This window comes from Bradyrhizobium sp. NBAIM03, from assembly GCF_020194055.1.
Lineage (GTDB): Bacteria > Pseudomonadota > Alphaproteobacteria > Rhizobiales > Xanthobacteraceae > Bradyrhizobium > Bradyrhizobium yuanmingense.
Genome location: NZ_JADYVS010000006.1, coordinates 184,737 through 202,869 on the forward strand (window position 1 = coordinate 184,737; position 18,133 = coordinate 202,869).

The window sequence follows — 18,133 nt, forward strand, 5'->3', positions numbered from 1 at the left end:
CCGATGAACGAAGCAGCTGCGCGCGCGAGCGATGAACCCGTCCTGGTTCGGCCATCACGCGAAAGCGACATCGAGGCGATGCTGGCGATCTACCGCCATCACGTCCGCAGCGGCGTGCCGCGCGATGTCGAAGGAACCGGTGCGCCGGAGCCGGACGATCTGCGCGACCGGCGCAAGAACCTGAAGCAGACCCGCCTGCCGCATCTGGTTGCGACCTGGCGCGGCGAGGTCGTCGGCTATGCCTATGCCGTGCTGTTCCGCAAAAGGCCGGCCTATCGCTACACCGCCAAGCACTCGATCTACGTCCACCACGCCCATCTCGGCCGCGGGGTCGGACGGCTGTTGCTGCAGGAATTGATCGACGCCTGCGCGGCGGCCGGCTTCCGCCAGATGATCGGCTATATCGATGCAGATAACGCGCCCTCGCTGGCGCTGCACGAGCGGTTCGGTTTCGCACGCGCCGGCCTGCTCAGCGGCGTTGCCTACCGCCACGGCCGCTGGTCCGACACCGTCATGGTGCAACGCTCGCTCGGCGCGGGGACGACGACGCCCCCGCCCGTCACGGCACCCGGGCGCTAGTCGCTACGACGGGAAGTCGGCGGGTCTGACATGGATGCGGTCGGCATGCAGTGACCAGTGATGCAACGCCTGGTCCTTGCAGAACCTCGCTTTCGCCCGTTCCCTGGCCTCGTCCTCGTCGGCGGCGTCGATCTCGAGCGTGCCTTGGCAGACCTCGCATTGCCGGCCGTATTCGCCGAGCACGTCCTTCATGAACCTGACGACATAAGTTGACATGGGACCTCCCTGCCTGCCCGCCGGCACTCTAGTCCCATTTAGGCCGGACGGGGAAAGGAGATTTTGACGCGGATCAAGGCTTGTCCAGTCCCGGCGGAAGATTCGTTGCGGAACCTGCCGCGCGGGTTTATGGGCAAATGCCGGTCGCCAATGAGGAACTTGCCTTGCACTTTTTCTCCGATACCGAAGTCACGAAGGCTCTGACCTTTCCGATCCTGATTGAGGCCCTCGAAGAAGCGCATCGCCGGCCGAAGATGGAGGTGCTGGACGCCTTCCTTGGAGACGAGAGGGGGCAATACGTCATCCGCAGCGCCGTCGATCCCGGCCGATACATGGCCAGCAAGATGTTCACCAGCTTTCCAGCCAATCTGGCCGAAGGCAGGATGCCGGCGGTGCAGGCCGTGTGCGTGCTGTTCGACGGCACCAACGGCCGGCCGCTGGCGGCGATGGACGGGACCGAGATCACGCATTGGCGCACCGCAGCCGACTCCGCGTTGGCCACGAAACTGCTCGCCCCGCCCAATCCCGAGACGCTGCTCTGCGTCGGGGCCGGCGAGATGTCCGAATGGCTGATCCGGGGTCATCGCACCGTGCGGCCGTCACTGGAGCGCGTGCTGATCTGGAATCGCAGCCCGGACCGGGGCGTGGATCTCGCTCAGCGCTTGGCGAAGGCCGGCATCAAGGCGGAAGCAATCACGGATCTCGACGCCGCGACGCGCGAGGCCGATGTCATTACCACCTGCACCCGCGCGCATCAGCCGCTGATCAAGGGCCTCAATCTGCGGCCGGGCACGCATCTGGACCTCGTCGGCGGCTACACACCGCAAACCCGGGAGGCTGATGACGAGGCGGCCAAGCGCTCCCGCGTCTTCGTGGACCGGCGGGAATCCGCCTTCCACGGCGTCGGCGACATCCTGCAGCCGATCGCGAGCGGCGCGATCAGCGAGGCAGACGTCCTCGGCGACCTCTACGACCTCGTCGGCGGCCTTGTGCAGGGGCGAACGTCACCGTCCGACATCACGTTCTTCAAGAACGCGGGCGGCGGCCATCTCGACCTCATGACCTGCGAGGCCGTGTTCCAGCAGCTCGGCGCAAAGCTGGGGTAGTGGCCCAGGCTGGCGAGACACGGCCGACGTCAGCCCTCACGCCTTGATGTCGAGGAGCGTGTCTTGCGTCTCGGCGTAGGCCTGAATGACCTTCGCATTGGCAACGAAGCTGTATTTTGCGGTCACCAGCTGAGCGAATTCGCTAGCAAGATCGACATTCGGCGCTGCCACCAGGCCGTCCTGGTTTGCGAAGGGAGCGCTCGGGTCGGATTGCGCGGTATAGCTCGGCGATACCGTCGATACGGTCGCAACCGTACCGCCCGGCGTCGAACCGCTCGACTGGGAGACCTGATCGACCCGCAAGGGCACGTAGGCTGCAGGAAACGTTGGAGCAATGCCCGCACCGGCCGATGCGCTCGACCCGCCTGACGCGGGTAGTGGGCCGGTCGTGCTGATGTTGGCGATATTGCTCGCCGCCACGTTCACGCGCAAACTCGCCGCAGAAAGTCCGGATGTCGCAATCGAAAGTATGCTCATGCTCCCTGATCTACAGGAGAGGTCATACGCGTTCATTCACGCCATCAGTAAAATCCACCGCGCTCCGTTTTCATCCTGATAACCAAGGATCGGCGCGCGACTGGGCTTCGCGCGCCCTACCCCGGCGTCACGCCAAAAGCCTGCTTGAAGCGCTCGGCATAGCGCGGCCAGGCTTCGGGATTGATGATGCGCGGCGGGCGCTTCCCGTCGAGCACATCCAGCACCTGCTCGGCGGCGATCCGGCCCATGTTCTGGCGCGCCTCGATGGTGACGCCTGCCGTGTGCGGGCTCGCCAGCACGTTGTCGAACTGGAGCAGCGGATGCTCCGGCGGCGGCGGCTCCTTGGACCAGACGTCGAGGCCGGCACCGGCGATGCGCTTGTCGCGCAGCGCCTGCAGCAGCGCGTCCTCGTCGTGAATGAAGCCGCGTGCGGTGGTGATGAAATAGGCATGCGGCTGCATCAGCGCGAATTCGCGTGTGCTGATCAAGTTGCGGCTGCCCTTGTTGAGCGGGCATGAGATCGAGACGAAATCGGCGCGGCGCAACAGCTCGTCGAGCTCGACCTTCTCCCCGCCCCGCTCGGCCATCACCTCAGCCGACAAATACGGATCGTAGGCAAGCACTGTCATGCCGAGCAGGCCCTTGCACAAGGCGGCGATGCGCCGGCCGACATTACCGAGGCCGATGATGCCGACGGTCTTGCCCTCGACCTCGTTGCCGACGAGATCGTTGCGGTTCACGTCGCGCTCGCGGCGCAGCCGGCGATCCGACTGGATGATGCGCTTGGACAGCGTCAGCATCATCGCCAGCGCGTGCTCGGCGACCGAATGGGCGTTGCCGCCGGACTGGTTGACGACTACGACGCCTGCCTCCGTGCAGGCCTCGACGTCGACGGGATCGAAGCCGGCACCATTGCTGGAGACCAGCAGCAAATTCGGCGTCCGCTTCAGGAAGGCGGCATCGACATGGAAATGCGGGGCGAGCTCATCGCGGGCGGCGCCGACCTGGTAGACGTGGGCAGCGCCGAGGAGCGGGCCATAAACATCCTCGGGGCTTCCATTTTCGATGCGATCGAGCCGGACGTCGGGCCGGGCCTTCAGGATATCGATATAGATCGGATTGGCCAAATAATTGGAGTAGACGACGCGCTTGTTGTTGACGGACATCAGGACCCTTCCGGCTCGTTCGCGGGAGATCCGCAAGGTCAGCGCGATGCGCGCCCTCCTATGCCCCTCCCGTGTTCTGGTTGTCGCCGCTTATGCCATGGCGGTGCCGGCCACGGCAGGCCTGCTGGCGCAGATCACGGTGACGGGGCGGACATGTTGACAATCCCGCTGCCCGCGTCAAGTTCGGCAGACCGCCGCGACGGCAAGAACCAAGAAGTATGCGCGGCCCTAGGGAGAGCGCGATGGCGATTGCGGAACAGCAGCCGCAGGGGAGCAGCGACGGAAGCTGGCACGGCATCGTCCTGCAAACCTTGAAGCGGAACGAGATCAACCTGATCCCTTACGTGCCGGACCGCGTGCTGACGCCGCTGATCAAGAACCTGCACGCCGATCCCTTCTTCACCACTTTCGCGACCGCCCGTGAGGAAGAGGCCGTCGGCATCGTCGCCGGCGCCTGGATGGGCGGTCGGCGCGGCGCGGTGCTGATGCAGACCTCCGGCTTTGCGACGCTCGCAAACGTGCTGGCCTCGCTCGCAGTGCCCTACCAGATTCCGCTGATCATGCTCGTCTCTGAGCGCGGCACGCTCGGCGAATTCAACTACGGCCAGTCCCTGGTCTGCCGCACCATGCGACCGGTGCTGAATTCGCTGGCGCTGGAGCATCACACCATCACCCGGCTCGACGAGCTCGAATTCATCACCGACCGCTCGATCAAGCAGGCCGTCACCACGCAGGCGCCGGTGGCGTTGATCCTCAACCCGCTGCTGACGGGCGGCAAGGTCTTCGACAAGTGAGGCCGGCGATGAACACTGGCAACACCAAGGTGATGAACCGTTTCGACGTCACCTCGCGGCTGATCGCGAAGCTGAAGCACGAGGAAGCCGTGATCGGCGGCATCGGCAACACCAATTTCGACCTGTGGGCCGCCGGCCACCGCCCGCAGAACTTCTACATGCTGGGCAGCATGGGACTCGCCTTTCCGATCGCGCTCGGCGTCGCGCTGGCGCAGCCCGACCGCCGCGTCTTCGCGCTGGAAGGCGACGGCTCGCTCCTGATGCAGCTCGGTGCGCTCTCGACGATTGCAGCCTTGAAGCCGAAGAACCTCACGATGATCGTGATGGACAACGGCATCTACCAAATCACCGGGGCGCAGCCGACGCCGGCAGCGAACGTTGCCGACATCGTCGCCATTGCCATTGGCTCTGGTCTTGCGAGCAGCGCCTGGGCCGCGGACGAGGAAGATTTCGAGCGGCTGGTCGACGACGCCATGGCCGCTTCCGAGCCGAGCCTGATCGCGGTCAGGATTGACGACAAGCCCGGCGTGGGCACCACCCGGCGCGACCCCGTGCAGATCCGGGAACGCTTCATGCATGGCCTCGGCGTGCGCTATCCGCTTTAACATTTTTGTCATTAACTACACGGCGATCTGATACGAGCCTCGCGACAACCCGACCAAATTCGTGCTAAGCGACCCGGATGTTCATTCGTACCTTTGCCTGGCTGCTCGCCGCTGCCGTTACGTTCGCCACCCTCGGTCCTCCCGGCCTTCGCCCCCATTCCGACCTCGGTCAGGACGGCGAACATGCGCTTGCCTTCGTCATGGTGGGATTGGCCTTCGGCCTCGCCTATCCACGCCGGCGCCTGCTGAGCGCAGCGGCCGCGGTCGTCCTGATCGGCGTTCTCGAGCTGATGCAATTTTGGGCACCCGGCCGTCACGCGCGGCTGGTGGATTTTTTGGTCGATGCTGCCACCGCGTGCCTCGGCTTTGCACTCGCCGCCGCCGCAGACCGGCTACTCTCGCGCTTTCGCACCAGCTCCGCCATGACAAGCGAAGGCCCCGCGGAGTGATGCTCCGCAGGGCCCTGCTCAGCACAAAATTGCGTCGATCAGTCGATGATCTTGACCACGCGGCGTGTGCGCGGCTCGACGATCACCCGGCGATCGTTCACGACCGCATAGCGATATTCGGTGTAGTTCGGCACGGGCCGCAGCACCACGGTCGGAGGCAGCGGCTCGCCGACCACGACGCGCTCCTGGACCACGACGGAGTCGCTGCGAGGAATTCCGCCGAGGACCGCATTCGGAATTTCGAGACCGGCGCCGACGGCTGCACCCACGGTGCCGCCAACCATTGCACCGATCGGGCCGCCGATGTCGCCACCTGCACGCGCGCCGTCCCTGGCGCCCTGTTCGGTCGTCGACTGAGCAAAGGCTGCGCTCGACGCCAGCAGCGACGCTGCAGCCAACGTAATCGCAAGACGGGTTTTCATGGTGTTTTGTCTCCAGTGATTGTCCTGCGCCTTCAACCCGCGGGGCCGGAGCATTGTTCCGGTTCCCCTGCGACGAAAGATGCATCACTGGACAGTGTTACCGCGTAACAGTTCAGGCCCTGGCGATCTCATGCCCCGCCATCAGTTCCAGCGCCCGCACCATGGCGGAGTGATCCCAGGCCTTGCCGCCATGTGCAGTGCAGGACGAGAACAATTGCTGCGCCACCGCCGTGCTCGGCAGCGACAGGCCGAGTGCACGCGCACCTTCGAGCGCGAGATTGAGATCCTTCTGGTGCAGCTCGATGCGGAAGCCAGGATCGAAATTGCGCTTCACCATGCGCTCGCCATGCACCTCCAGAATTCGCGAGGACGCGAAGCCGCCCATCAGCGCCTTGCGCACCAGCGCGGGATTCGCACCGGCCTTGGATGCGAACAACAGGGCCTCGCTCACGGCTTCGATGGTGAGCGCGACGATGATCTGGTTGGCAACCTTTGTCGTCTGCCCGTCGCCGTTGGCGCCGACATGCGTGACGTTCTTGCCCATCTTGTCGAAGATCGGCTTCATGGTGCCAAAGGCCCGCTCGGGCCCGCCGACCATGATGGTGAGGCTCGCCGCCTTGGCGCCGACCTCCCCGCCCGACACCGGCGCATCGAGATAATCGGCGCCGAGCGCCTCGATCTTCCTCGCAAACTCCTTCGTCGCCAGCGGCGAGATCGAGCTCATGTCGACGACGATCTTGCCCTTGGAGATGCCGCTAGCGACACCCTCCTTGCCGAACAGCACGGCCTCCACATGCGGCGTATCCGGCACCATGATGATGACCGCGTCCGCCTGCTCCGCGACCTTGCTGGCGGATGTGCAGGCGATGCCGCCCGCGGACATCAGCTCTGGCGCGATCGGCGCAACGTCATGCAGGAGAACGCGATGGCCCGCGGCCAGGAGATGGCCGGCCATCGGCCGTCCCATGGTGCCAAGTCCGATGAAGCCGATGTTGGTCATGTTTGATTTCTCACAGTTGAAGTAGCAAAATTCATCCGCGCACTCGGTGCACCTCTCCCGCTAGCGGGAGAGGGAGCGCACCGCCGACGTGGCAATATTCTCAGGTCTCAAACGTCTGTGCCGCATGCCACGACAGGCCCTCCAGCGTCGTGGTGCGCGGCTTGTATTCGCAGCCGATCCAGCCGCGATAGCCGATCGCGTCGAGGTGGCGGAACAGGAAGGGATAGTTGATCTCGCCGGTGCCGGGCTCGTGACGGCCGGGATTGTCGGCAAGTTGGACGTGAGCAATCTGAGGCAGATATTCCTGCATGGTGCGGGCGAGATCGCCTTCCATGATCTGCATGTGGTAGATGTCGTACTGGATGAAGAGGTTGTTCGATCTCACCTCGGAGATCAGCTGCACCGCCTGCTCGGTGCCGTTGAGGAAGAAGCCGGGAATGTCGAGCGTGTTGATGGGCTCGACCAATAGCTTGATGTTCTCTCGCGCCAGCGACGAAGCTGCAAAACGCAGATTCCCGACCAGCGTCTCCCGAAGCTCGTGCGGATCGGCGTCGACAGGGGCGATGCCGACGAGGCAGTTGAGCTGCTCGCAATCGAGCGCCCTGGCATAATCGATCGCGCGGAACACGCCGTCGCGGAATTCGGCGATGCGGTCGGGCAGGATCGCAATGCCGCGCTCGCCCCCCGCCCAGTTGCCGGCGGGGAGATTGTGCAGCACCTGAGTCAAGCCATGCGCCTCGAGCTGCTCGCGCAGCTGCGCCTTGTCGAAATCATAGGGGAAGAGATATTCGACCCCGGCAAAGCCCGCCGCCTTCGCCGCCGCAAAGCGGTCGAGGAACGGCATCTCGTTGAAGAGCATGGTGAGATTGGCGGCAAATTTCGGCATGGTGCTTCTTCCCCTATTCCGCCGGCTGCAGCACGCGCGTGGTCTCGACTTCGTCGAGCGGAAGGTCCAGCACCTCCTCGAACTCGACGATGTTGTCGATCTCCGTGCCCATCGCGATGTTGGTGACCCGTTCGAGGATGAACTCGACCACCACAGGCACGCGGTGCTTGGCCATCAATTCGCGGGCGGTCGCAAACGCTGCCTGCGTGTCCTTCGAGTCGGTGACGCGGATGGCCTTGCAGCCGAGGCCTTCGGCGACCGCGACATGGTCGACGCCGTAGACGCCGATCTCGGGCGCGTTGATGTTCTCGAAGGAGAGCTGGACGTGATAGTCCATGTCGAAGCCGCGCTGGGCCTGTCGGATCAGGCCGAGATAGGAATTGTTCACGACGACGTGGATGTAGGGCAGATTGAACTGCGCGCCGACCGCGAGCTCCTCGATCAGGAACTGGAAATCGTAGTCGCCGGAGAGCGCGACGATCTCGCGCTCCGGGCACGCCGCGCGCACGCCGAGCGCGGCCGGCAGCGTCCAGCCGAGCGGCCCCGCCTGCCCGGCATTGATCCAGTTGCGGGGCTTGTAGACGCCGAGGAACTGCGCGCCGGCGATCTGCGACAGGCCGATCACGGTGACATAGGTGGTGTCGCGGCCGAACGCCTTGTTCATTTCCTCGTAGACGCGCTGCGGCTTGATCGGGACGTTGTCGAAATGGCTCTTGCGCAGCATCGTCTTCTTGCGGTCGCGGCAGGCCGCAGGCCACGCCTGGCGCTCGCGGAGCCTGCCTGACCGCCGCCACTCCCTGGCGACGGCGACGAACAGTTCGAGCGCGGCCTTTGCGTCCGAGACGATGCCGAGATCGGGATTGAACACGCGCCCGATCTGCGTCGGCTCGATGTCCACGTGAACGAATTTGCGACCCTTGGTGTAGGTCTCGACCGAGCCGGTGTGGCGGTTGGCCCAGCGATTGCCGATGCCGAGCACGAAGTCGGACTCCAGCAGCGTGGCATTACCATAGCGGTGGCTGGTCTGGAGACCCACCATGCCGGCCATCAGCACGTGATCATCGGGGATCGCGCCCCATCCCATCAGCGTCGGCACGACGGGTATGTTGGCGATTTCGGCGAACTCGACCAGCAGGTCCGAGGCGTCGGCGTTGATGATGCCGCCGCCCGCGACGATCAGCGGCCGTTCGGCGGCGTTGAGCATCTCCAGCGCCTTCTCGACCTGCTTGCGCGTCGCGGCGGGCTTATAGACCGGCAGCGGCTCGTAGGTCTCGTCATCGAATTCGATCTCGGCGAGCTGTACGTCGAGGGGCATGTCGATCAGCACCGGCCCCGGCCTGCCTGAGCGCATCACGTGAAAGGCTTGGCTGAACACACGCGGCACCAGCGCCGGCTCACGTACCGTCAGTGCCCACTTCGTGACAGGCTTTGCAATCGACTCGATGTCGACCGCCTGGAAATCCTCCTTGTAGAGCCGCGCGCGCGGCGCCTGCCCCGTAATGCAGAGGATCGGGATGGAATCGGCGATCGCGGAGTAAAGACCGGTGATCATGTCGGTGCCAGCCGGCCCGGAGGTGCCGATACAGACCCCGATATTGCCGGCCTTGGCGCGTGTATAGCCTTCGGCCATGTGCGAAGCGCCCTCGACATGGCGCGCCAGGATGTGGCGGATCGAGCCGCGCTTCTTCAGCGCCGAGTAAAGCGGATTGATTGCAGCGCCGGGAACACCGAAGGCCGTCGATATACCTTCCTTCTCCAGGATACGCACGGCCGCATCGACAGCTCGCATCTTCGCCATATCGGACCTCGCTCAAATTGCGTCAGCGAGCGAGATCATCAGATACGCAGAAGCCGATCTCAACGAGACCGATTTTATTTTCCACGATGCGGCAACCACGAGAAAATCGTGGACGTGTCAATCGGTTAGATCAACAGATGCGTGAAAGCAGCTCACTCGAACAGCGGCACCAGCTGCATCTGCGGCACCAGCACGAGTCCCTTATCGGTGATGCGAATTTCCGGAATGACCGATAGCGGAATCAAATTGAAGCCCATGTACGGGATGGTGCAGCCGGCCTCGGCCCATTCCTTCTTCAGCACCTTCACCTCTTCCGCCACTTCGGTGACACGTTTGTCGGACAGGAGTCCTGCGATCGGCAGCGGAACCAGCGCCCTCACCTCGCCGTCGGCGACGACGCAGACGCCGCCCTGCCGCTCCTTGATGGCGGCGATGGCGACCTGCATGTCGCCCTCGTTGGTGCCAGCGACGATGAGATTGTGGCTGTCGTGTCCGACGCTGGAGGCGACCGCGCCGCGCTTCAGGCCGAAATCCTTCAGGAGCCCATGGGCAACGTTCCCGGCGGATTTGCCATGACGCTCGACCACGGCGACGAAGCAGAGACCGTAGCGCGCGAACAGCGACGGCCAGTCTTTTGCGGGTTCGATCTCCACTTTCTCGTGGATCAGCGTGATGCCAGGCAGCGCGGTCTTGATGGCGTTGACGGTGCAGGCCTTCGCGGGCAATTCGGGCGTCAGCTTCATCGTCTGCGGCAGCTTGACGGTCGCATAGGCTCCCTTGGGATATTGGTAGCGATGCGACAGCGCCTGATCGAGACGCGGGGTGATCTTGCCGTGCTCGACCACGAGCTCGCCACCATACCAGGTGCATTGTGGCTCGAGCTGATCGTCCATCAGCACGAGATCGGCGCGGCGGCCGCCGCCAAGCCCGCCGATATCGCCTTCCATCCCGAAGCGGGTCGCTCCATGCAGAGAGCCCATTGACCAGGCCTGCTCGGGCGACATCCCCGCCTTCACGGCCTCGCGCACCACCCAGTCGAGACCGAACAGCAGGAGATCGTCGGCATCGCGATCGTCGGTGCAAACGGTGGTGCGCTTGTGCGAGGCCCCGAGCTCGGTGATCGTTCGGATCGCTTGCGGCAGCGAATGCCAGGGCGTGGTCGGCGGTCCCCCGCGCAAAAACACCCAAACGCCGGCATCGAGCAGGTCATCGGCGATGTCGCGGTCGATCGCCTCATGGGTGTCGGTGACGCCGGATGCTGCATAGGCCGCAACGAATTCGCGGCCGTAGACATGCCCGGAAACGGGACGCCCCCGCTTTAAGGCTGCGGAGAGGATGGCATGGCTGCGCTCGTCGCCCATCGTGACAGGCACGAAATCCATCTTCTCGCCAAGCGCCACCGCTTCGGGCCAGCGATCGAACAGACCGGCGATCTTGTCCGGCGTGAGGTCGCCGCCCGCCGTCTCCAGTTCAGCCGAGGTCGCGGGAACCGTGCTCGGCACGGTCAAGAAGATCGACAGCGGCGCCTCGCGCGCATCTTCCAGCATCGCCTCCACACCGGCGACGTCCATGACGTTGCCGATCTCGTGGCTGTCGCAGAAGATCGTGGTGGTGCCGTTCAGCAACGCAGCCTCGGCATAGGCGCAGGCCGTCACCATCGAGGATTCGATGTGGATGTGCGGATCGACGAGGCCGGGCGCGATGATGCCACCGGCGGCGTCATACAGCGGAACATCGCTCCAGGCTTTCTTGGCTGTGCCTGCCGGTTTCACCGCCGCGATGCGGCCGCCTGTGATCCAGACTTCCCGCCCCTGATGAATGCGCTCCGAATAGGTCGAGAGCACCCGCGCCCCCGTGACGACGAGATCCGGCGCGACGCGGGCCGACGCAACATCGGCCAAGCGCCGCGTCATGCTGTGCAGGGGAGCAACGGTGAAGCGGGTGAGTTTGGTCATCGGGGCTCTCACGGATATTGGACAGCCCAGCGATGGTTGCCCCCGACGGCGGCAGGGGCAACTCAAATAAAACGGCACCTTTGCTTACGCATTGGGCAAACTGGCCGTTGATGAGTTCCGCTAGTCCTCATTCGCCTTGAACCGCCCGAGCCCCTTCAAGACGAAGGGCGCCACCAGCGCGATCAGCGCGACGCCGAGGAGCGTTGCCGAGATCGGGCTCTGCAGCAGCGTCATGGGATCGCCGAGGCTGATCGCGAGCGCGCGGCGCAGCTGGCTTTCGGCAATCGGGCCCAGGATCAGGCCGACCACGACGGGCGCGATCGGGAAATCGAACCGGCGCATCAGGAAGCCGAGCACGCCGAAACCGGCGAGCATCGACAGTTCCACCACCGACGGCTTTGCCGCGATGGTGCCCATGGTCGCGAACACGAGGATGCCGGCATAGAGCCAGGGCTGCGGGATCGCGAGCAGCCGCACCCACAGGCCGACCAGCGGCAGATTGAGCACCAGCAGCATCATGTTGGCGATGAAAAGACTTGCGATCAGGCCCCACACGAGGTCGGGCCGCTCGGCGAACAGCAGCGGGCCCGGATTGAGACCATATTGCTGGAAGCCCGCCAGCATCATCGCGGCGGTCGCCGAGGTCGGCAGGCCCAGCGTCAAGAGCGGCACCAGCGTGCCGGCAGCGGAGGCGTTGTTGGCAGCTTCGGGGCCGGCGACCCCTTCGATCGCGCCCTTGCCGAATTCTTCGGGATGCTTCGTCAGCCGCTTCTCGGTCGAATAGGACAGGAAGGTCGGGATCTCCGCGCCGCCGGCCGGGAGCGCACCGATCGGGAAACCGAACATGGTCCCGCGCAGCCATGGCTTCCAAGACCGCTTCCAGTCCTCCTTGGTCATCCACAGCGAGCCGCGCACCGGCTCCAGCTTCTCCTCGGTGTGGTGGCGGCGCGATGCGACGTAGAGTGCCTCGCCCACCGCGAACAGGCCGACCGCGAGCGTTGTGACTTCAACGCCGTCGAGCAATTCAGGAACGCCGAACGCAAGCCGCGCCTGACCGGTCAACTTGTCGATGCCGACGAGACCGAGCGTCAAACCGATGAACAGGCTGGTCAGGCCGCGGATTGGGGAATCGCCGAAGGTCGCCGACACCGTGACGAAGGCAACGCACATCAGCGCGAAATAATCCTCCGGACCGAAGCGCACGGCGACATCGACCAGCCATGGCGCAAGGAAAGCCAAGCCAATGGTGGCGATGGTGCCGGCGACGAAGGAACCGATTGCGGAGGTCGCAAGCGCCGGCCCGCCGCGGCCGGCCTTGGCCATCTTGTTGCCTTCGAGCGCGGTCGCCATCGAGGCGCTTTCACCCGGCGTGTTGATGAGGATCGCTGTGGTCGATCCGCCGTACATGCCGCCATAATAGATGCCGGCGAACATGATCAGCGAACCGCCGGGGTCGAGCTTGTAGGTCACTGGCAGCAGCAGCGCGACCGTCAATGCCGGGCCGATGCCGGGCAGAACGCCCACGGCCGTGCCGAGGAACACGCCGATCAGCGCGTAAAGCAGGTTCATCGGCTGGACGGCGACCGCCATGCCGTGAGCCAGCGCGGCAAAGGTATCCATCACAGCAGTCGCTCCAGCGGGCCGGCAGGCAGGCTCAGCGTCAACAACCGGTCGAACGCGAGATAGATGAGGGTCGACATCACGAGAGCGATGATGGCGTCGATGAGGATGGCACGGCGCCCGAAGGCCGTCGAGGTCGTCACGAACAGGGCCGAGGTCGCTAGGATGAAGCCGCCGCCAAAGCCGATGATGGCGATCAGCAGCGCCAGACCGACGAGGATCAGAACCACAGGCACGGGATCGGCGCTTTCGCGTGCCGGCAGATTGCCGCGCAGTGCATCGACGAAATTGCCGATCGCAAGCAGCGCAAGGCCGCAGGCGACCACGACCGGCATCGCCTCCGGCCCCATCCCGTACATCGCGGCAGATTGCAGGCCGCGCGCGTCCCAGACCAGCACGACCGCGAGCACCGCAAGCGATGCCGCGATGACGAGACCGGCGCGGTCGACGCGCCGCGGCGGCTGGACGGGATCGCCCGAGGTCATGATTTGACCAAGCCGACCGATTTCAGCACGTCGGTGACACGGGCCGTTTCCTTCTTCAGGAAGTCGGCAAAAGCATCGCCGCCGAGATAGGCATCCTCCCAGCCCTTCTGCTTGAGGATCTCTTTCCAGGCGTCAGACTTCACCATCTTCTCGACCGCATCGCTCAAGGTCTTGCGCTGCTCCGGCGTGATGCCGGGAGGCGCGACCACCGAACGCCAATTGGCGATCACGAGGTCGATGCCCTGCTCCTTGAACGTGGGGATGTCGCTGCCTGCGATGCGCTTCTCCGAGGTCACGCCGATCGCGCGCAGCTTGCCGGACTTGATCTGCCCTTCATATTCGCTGAGCCCCGAAATGCCCGCGGTGACCTTGCCACCGAGGATCGCCGCCAGCGACTCGCCGCCGCCGGAGAACGGGATGTAATTGATCTTCTTGGCGTCGGCACCGACGGCGCCAGCGAACAAGGCCGCCATCACATGGTCGACGCCGCCGGCCGAACCGCCGGCAAAGGTGACCTTGGCGATATCGGCCTTCACCGCGGCGGCCAGATCCTGCGCAGTCTTGATCGGTGAGTTCGCGGGAACCACGATCACCTGGATTTCCTCGGTCAGGCGCGCGATCGGCGTCACCTGCTCCAGCGTCACTGGCGACTTGTTCATGGCGAGCGCGCCGACCATGACGAAGCCGTTGACCATCATCTGGTTGCCGTCGCCCTTGGCGCCGTTGACGAACTGCGCGATGCCGACGCTGCCACCTGCACCGGGAACATTGGTGACCTGCACGCTGCGGGCGACGCCCGCAGCCACCAGCGCCTGCTGCATCGAGCGCGCGGTCTGGTCCCAGCCTCCGCCCGGAGCCGCCGGCGCCATCAACTTGAGCTCGAGCTGCTGGGCAAAGCCCGGATTGGCTGCCGCCAGAGTCAACGCGACGGCTGCGCCGACAAGGCGCACGGGAAATCGGAACATTAGGGCATCTCCAGGCTCATGCGGACGTTTGCCGCATTGTGTCGTTTGGTCGCATATCAACCAAAACGGCCGATGCTGTCCAGTGACATGCCTCAGGGTTTTTGGTCAGCGGGGCGCCGGGATCACCCCGCGGAGCGCGGCAGTCAGTTCCGCCGCGACGTCCCGGACGATCTGGCCGATCTCCGGCAACCGTTCGTCGGTGACGCGGCTCGTCAGGCCGGAAACAGAGATCGCCGCAAGCGGTTCGGCCAGCGCGTTGTATACCACCGCGGCGACGCAGCGCAGGCCGATCTGCGCCTCCTCATCGTCGACGGCAAAGCCCTGTTTGCGGATTTTCTCGAGCTCCCTGAACAGGTCGCTCGGGCGCACGATCGACTTCTCGGTCAGGCGGGGCATGCCGTGATGACGGATGACGGCGCCGACATCCTCGTCTGAATAGGTTGCGAGCACCGCTTTGCCGACGCCGGAGGTCACCATGGGGACGCGGCCGCCGACCTTGGTCAGCGAGCGCATGATCTCGCGGCTTTCCATACGGGTCAGCACGATGATGAACTCATCGTCGACCACGGCGAGATTGGCCGTCTCGCGGGTGAGATCGCGCAGCTTGCGCAAATATGGAATCGCCTGTGCGGAGAAATTGCGTCGCCGCGCAAAGCTGGCGCCGACCGTGAAGCTGCGCACCCCGACATGCCATTTGGATTCGCCACGGTCGAACTGCACGAAGCGGCGGCTTTCGAGCGTTGCGAGCAGCCGGTGCACGGTGGACGCCGACAGGCCGGTGCGGATCGCGAGATCGCTCAGACGATAGCCTTCGTCGTCCTCGGCCAGCGTCTCGATGATCGACAGCGCGCGGTCGACCGATTGCACGCCACCCTCGCGGCTCTCGTGATCGGCCTCCGAGGCCGATTTGGGCTCGAGCGATTTGCGCCGGATCACGTTCTTGCTCATCGCGACCTGCATTTCTTCTCTTCCCCTCTCCCGCTTGCGGGGCCGAGACGAGCAACGCTCGCTCTGAAAGGGTCAGGGTGAGAGGGAGCTTCCGCAAGGACAGTGGCAATTGGACTCGCGGAAGCTCCCCCTCGCTCGGAATTTGCTGTGCAAATTCCGGCCTCTCCCCGCAAGCGGGGAGAGGTGAACGCAAGCTCAGAGCAGCCCTGCCCCGCGCGCCCACTTGTACTTGGCGCCAAGCACCTCGACCGGTAGCTCGGTCGAATAGGCGTAAGCCGGGATGCCGTTCTGATAGAGATATTCGGCGGCCTCCTCGACCTCGACGTCGCCAGCGAGCGAGGCAACCATCGGCTTCACAAAACCCTTGGCCTCCATCTCCTTCTTCACCTCGACCATGTTGCGAGCGAACACCATCGGCGGCGTGACGATGGTGTGCCAATAGCCGAGGATCAGCGCGTGGATGCGCTCATCCGACAGGCCGAGCTTCACGGTGTTGACGTAGGTGATCGGCGGCTCGCCGCCGGTGATATCCACGGGATTGCCGGCCGCTCCAAACGGCGGGATGAACTTGCGGAAGGCCGCATCGAGATCCGGCGGCATCGACATCAGCGACAGGCCGTTATCGACGCAGGAGTCCGACAGCAGCACGCCCGAGCCGCCGGCACCGGTGATGATGAGAACGTTCTCACCCTTCGGCGTCGGCAGCACCGGTACGCCGCGGGCGAATTCGAGCAACTGGCGAAGTGAGCGGGCACGGATCACGCCGGACTGCTTGAACACGTCCTCATAGATGCGATCGTTGCCGGCGAGCGCGCCGGTGTGGGACGACGCCGCCTTCGCGCCGGCCGAGGTCCGGCCGGCCTTGAGCACCACCACCGGCTTCTTCTTGGACACGCGCTTTGCGGCTTCCGCGAAGGCGCGGCCGTCCTTGAGGTCTTCGCAGTGCTGGGCGATCAGATTGGTGTTCGGGTCCTGCTCGAAGAAGGCGAGCAGATCGTCCTCGTCGATATCGGACTTGTTGCCGAGGCCGACGATCGCGGACACGCCCATCTTGGCCGAGCGCGAGAAGCCGATGATGGCCATGCCGATGCCGCCCGACTGCGACGACAGCGCCGCATGGCCCTTGACGTCATAGGCGGTGCAGAAGGTCGCGCAGAGATTGGCGGGCGTATAATAGAAGCCGTAGATGTTCGGCCCCATCAGACGGATGTCGTACTTCTTGCCGACCTCGACGATCTCGGCCTGCAGCTCCGGCGCACCGGCTTCAGCGAAGCCCGACGGGATCAGCACCGCGCCGGGGATCTTCTTCTCGCCGCATTCGGTCAGCGCGGCCGCGACGAATTTCGCGGGGATTGCGAACACCGCGACGTCGATCACACCAGGCACGTCCTTGACGCTCTTGTAGGCCTTGTAGCCGAGGATCTCGGCGGCCTTGGGATGGATCGGATAGATCTCACCCTTGTAGCCGCCGTTGATGAGGTTCTTCATCACGGAATTGCCGATCTTGCCGTCCTCCGCGGAGGCGCCGACCACGGCGACCGCCTTCGGCTGCATGATGCGGTTCATCGCCGCGACGATCTCATCGGTCGGACGCGGCTTCGGCTTGGGCTTGTAGGCGAAGTCGACCACGATGCGGACGTCTGCGGCCGTGGCATCCTTCGGCGTCGCGAACACCGGGTTGAGGTCGAGCTCGACGATCTCAGGGAAATCGGTGACGAGCTGCGAGACCTTGACGATGACGTCGGCGAGCGCGTTGCGGTTCACCGGCTCGCCGCCGCGCACGCCTTTCAGGATCTCGTGCGCCTGGATGCCGTCGAGCATCGAGAGCGCGTCTTCCTTGGTCGCCGGCGCGAGGCGGAAGGTGATGTCCTTGAGCACCTCGACCAGCACGCCGCCGAGGCCGAAGGCGACCAGCTTGCCGAACGAGCCGTCGGTGATCGAGCCGACGATGACCTCGGTTCCGCCGGCCAACATCTGCTGCACCTGCACACCTTCGATCTTGGCATCGGACTTATATTTCTTTGCGTTGCCGAGGATGGTCTCGTAGGCCTTCTCGGCCTCCTCGGTCGTCTTGAGGCCGACGATGACGCCGCCGGCTTCGGTTTTGTGGAGAATGTCCGGCGAGACGATCTTCATCACGACGGGGAAGCCCATGGACGAAGCCATCTTGCCGGCCTCGCCCGCCGACTTGGCCACGCCCTCCTTCGGCACCGGAATGCCGTAGGCGTCGCAGACCAGCTTGCCTTCCGGGGCCGTCAGGCTGGTGCGATTGTCCGCCTTGACCTGGTCAAGCACCTTGCGGACGGCATCTTTGGAATTGGACATGTGGCTTCTCCCTTGACCTCAGTTCGTTCTTTTCAAAGCGCGCGCGTGTTTGCGGCTGCCCATGATGCTTGCCATTCGCCGCGCTCTGTTCCATGCGGCGGTACGGAGTGGCATAAGCCTCAAGACTACTCCGCCGGCATGGATCAAAAATGGCTGGCGATGGCATTTGGTATGCCAGAAGCCAACTTGTCAAGCTGGTGCATGGCCTAGAAGGCCGCAAAAAATAGGCAGCTTGACATTCTGGCATGTGGTATGCCAAAAACTTTCCAGTTAATATTCCTGTAAAAGACGACTCCCCACTGGAGGAGATTCGTCGTGTCACTACGGAAACCAACCA

The 18,133-nt window shown here is 64.4% G+C and carries 18 protein-coding genes; 5 read left to right on the top strand and 13 right to left on the bottom strand.

The genetic code is table 11. From position 1 onward, the window contains the following. Positions 1–3 precede the first annotated feature (3 nt). A complete protein-coding gene (locus I6F21_RS11410) occupies positions 4–579 on the top strand; it encodes a GNAT family N-acetyltransferase (RefSeq protein WP_036023349.1) in 576 nt (191 codons plus the stop codon). A gap of 3 nt (positions 580–582) precedes the next feature. Here the strand turns inward: I6F21_RS11410 and I6F21_RS11415 are convergent, their stop codons facing one another. Next, a complete protein-coding gene (locus I6F21_RS11415; RefSeq protein ID WP_036005605.1) occupies positions 583–795 on the bottom strand; it encodes a hypothetical protein in 213 nt (70 codons plus the stop codon). 164 nt (positions 796–959) lie between these two features. On the opposite strand from I6F21_RS11415, the gene I6F21_RS11420 reads away from it, so the two are divergent. After that, entirely contained in the window at positions 960–1,901 is a 942-nt protein-coding gene (locus I6F21_RS11420; protein ID WP_225141320.1) for a dehydrogenase, read from the top strand. Between the two features lie 36 nt (positions 1,902–1,937). Here the strand turns inward: I6F21_RS11420 and I6F21_RS11425 are convergent, their stop codons facing one another. Both I6F21_RS11425 and I6F21_RS11430 read right to left on the bottom strand, forming a co-directional pair. Beyond that, a complete protein-coding gene (locus I6F21_RS11425; RefSeq protein ID WP_036005608.1) occupies positions 1,938–2,378 on the bottom strand; it encodes a flagellar basal body protein in 441 nt (146 codons plus the stop codon). 116 nt (positions 2,379–2,494) lie between these two features. Beyond that, the gene (locus tag I6F21_RS11430) at positions 2,495–3,544 is read right to left on the bottom strand and encodes a hydroxyacid dehydrogenase (RefSeq protein ID WP_036035094.1); all 1,050 of its coding nucleotides are present in this window, start codon (positions 3,542–3,544) and stop codon (positions 2,495–2,497) included. A 242-nt stretch (positions 3,545–3,786) separates the two neighbouring features. Between I6F21_RS11430 and I6F21_RS11435 the strand changes: the two genes are divergently transcribed. The 3 genes from I6F21_RS11435 to I6F21_RS11445 all read left to right on the top strand — a co-directional run bounded on the left by I6F21_RS11435 (position 3,787) and on the right by I6F21_RS11445 (position 5,392). After that, positions 3,787–4,338 carry a thiamine pyrophosphate-binding protein gene (locus I6F21_RS11435; RefSeq protein WP_225141319.1) on the top strand — a complete coding sequence of 184 codons (552 nt, stop codon included), beginning with the start codon at positions 3,787–3,789 and terminating at the stop codon, positions 4,336–4,338. A gap of 8 nt (positions 4,339–4,346) precedes the next feature. After that, positions 4,347–4,943: a thiamine pyrophosphate-dependent enzyme gene (locus I6F21_RS11440; protein ID WP_225141318.1), complete on the top strand. Its 597-nt coding sequence runs from the start codon at positions 4,347–4,349 to the stop codon at positions 4,941–4,943. Between the two features lie 77 nt (positions 4,944–5,020). Further along, positions 5,021–5,392: an antibiotic resistance protein VanZ gene (locus tag I6F21_RS11445; protein ID WP_036005619.1), complete on the top strand. Its 372-nt coding sequence runs from the start codon at positions 5,021–5,023 to the stop codon at positions 5,390–5,392. Positions 5,393–5,430: 38 nt separating this feature from the next. Here the strand turns inward: I6F21_RS11445 and I6F21_RS11450 are convergent, their stop codons facing one another. From I6F21_RS11450 to I6F21_RS11495, 10 genes are all read right to left on the bottom strand, one after another. Next, complete coding sequence (locus tag I6F21_RS11450; protein ID WP_036005622.1) at positions 5,431–5,814, bottom strand: DUF1236 domain-containing protein; 384 nt, start codon at positions 5,812–5,814, stop codon at positions 5,431–5,433. 112 nt (positions 5,815–5,926) lie between these two features. Continuing rightward, complete coding sequence (locus tag I6F21_RS11455) at positions 5,927–6,814, bottom strand: 2-hydroxy-3-oxopropionate reductase (protein WP_225141317.1); 888 nt, start codon at positions 6,812–6,814, stop codon at positions 5,927–5,929. Positions 6,815–6,914: 100 nt separating this feature from the next. After that, a complete protein-coding gene (gene hyi / locus I6F21_RS11460; RefSeq protein WP_036005630.1) occupies positions 6,915–7,700 on the bottom strand; it encodes a hydroxypyruvate isomerase in 786 nt (261 codons plus the stop codon). A gap of 13 nt (positions 7,701–7,713) precedes the next feature. Beyond that, positions 7,714–9,498, bottom strand: a complete 1,785-nt coding sequence (gcl, locus tag I6F21_RS11465) for a glyoxylate carboligase (protein WP_225141316.1) — start codon at positions 9,496–9,498, stop codon at positions 7,714–7,716. Between the two features lie 152 nt (positions 9,499–9,650). Further along, the gene (locus I6F21_RS11470; protein WP_225141315.1) at positions 9,651–11,453 is read right to left on the bottom strand and encodes an adenine deaminase C-terminal domain-containing protein; all 1,803 of its coding nucleotides are present in this window, start codon (positions 11,451–11,453) and stop codon (positions 9,651–9,653) included. Positions 11,454–11,573: 120 nt separating this feature from the next. Beyond that, positions 11,574–13,073: a tripartite tricarboxylate transporter permease gene (locus I6F21_RS11475; protein ID WP_036023341.1), complete on the bottom strand. Its 1,500-nt coding sequence runs from the start codon at positions 13,071–13,073 to the stop codon at positions 11,574–11,576. Then, positions 13,073–13,558 (bottom strand): tripartite tricarboxylate transporter TctB family protein, encoded by a 486-nt coding sequence (locus I6F21_RS11480; protein ID WP_225141314.1) that lies wholly within the window; start codon positions 13,556–13,558, stop codon positions 13,073–13,075. Before I6F21_RS11480 ends, I6F21_RS11475 begins: the two co-directional genes overlap by 1 nt. Beyond that, on the bottom strand, positions 13,555–14,523 hold the full coding sequence (locus I6F21_RS11485; RefSeq protein ID WP_036023339.1) for a tripartite tricarboxylate transporter substrate binding protein: 969 nt from the start codon (positions 14,521–14,523) through the stop codon (positions 13,555–13,557). Before I6F21_RS11485 ends, I6F21_RS11480 begins: the two co-directional genes overlap by 4 nt. Before the next feature lie 105 nt (positions 14,524–14,628). Beyond that, a complete protein-coding gene (locus tag I6F21_RS11490) occupies positions 14,629–15,471 on the bottom strand; it encodes an IclR family transcriptional regulator (RefSeq protein ID WP_225141472.1) in 843 nt (280 codons plus the stop codon). A gap of 195 nt (positions 15,472–15,666) precedes the next feature. Further along, complete coding sequence (locus tag I6F21_RS11495) at positions 15,667–17,796, bottom strand: acetate--CoA ligase family protein (protein WP_036005664.1); 2,130 nt, start codon at positions 17,794–17,796, stop codon at positions 15,667–15,669. Between the last annotated feature and the right edge of the window lie 337 nt (positions 17,797–18,133).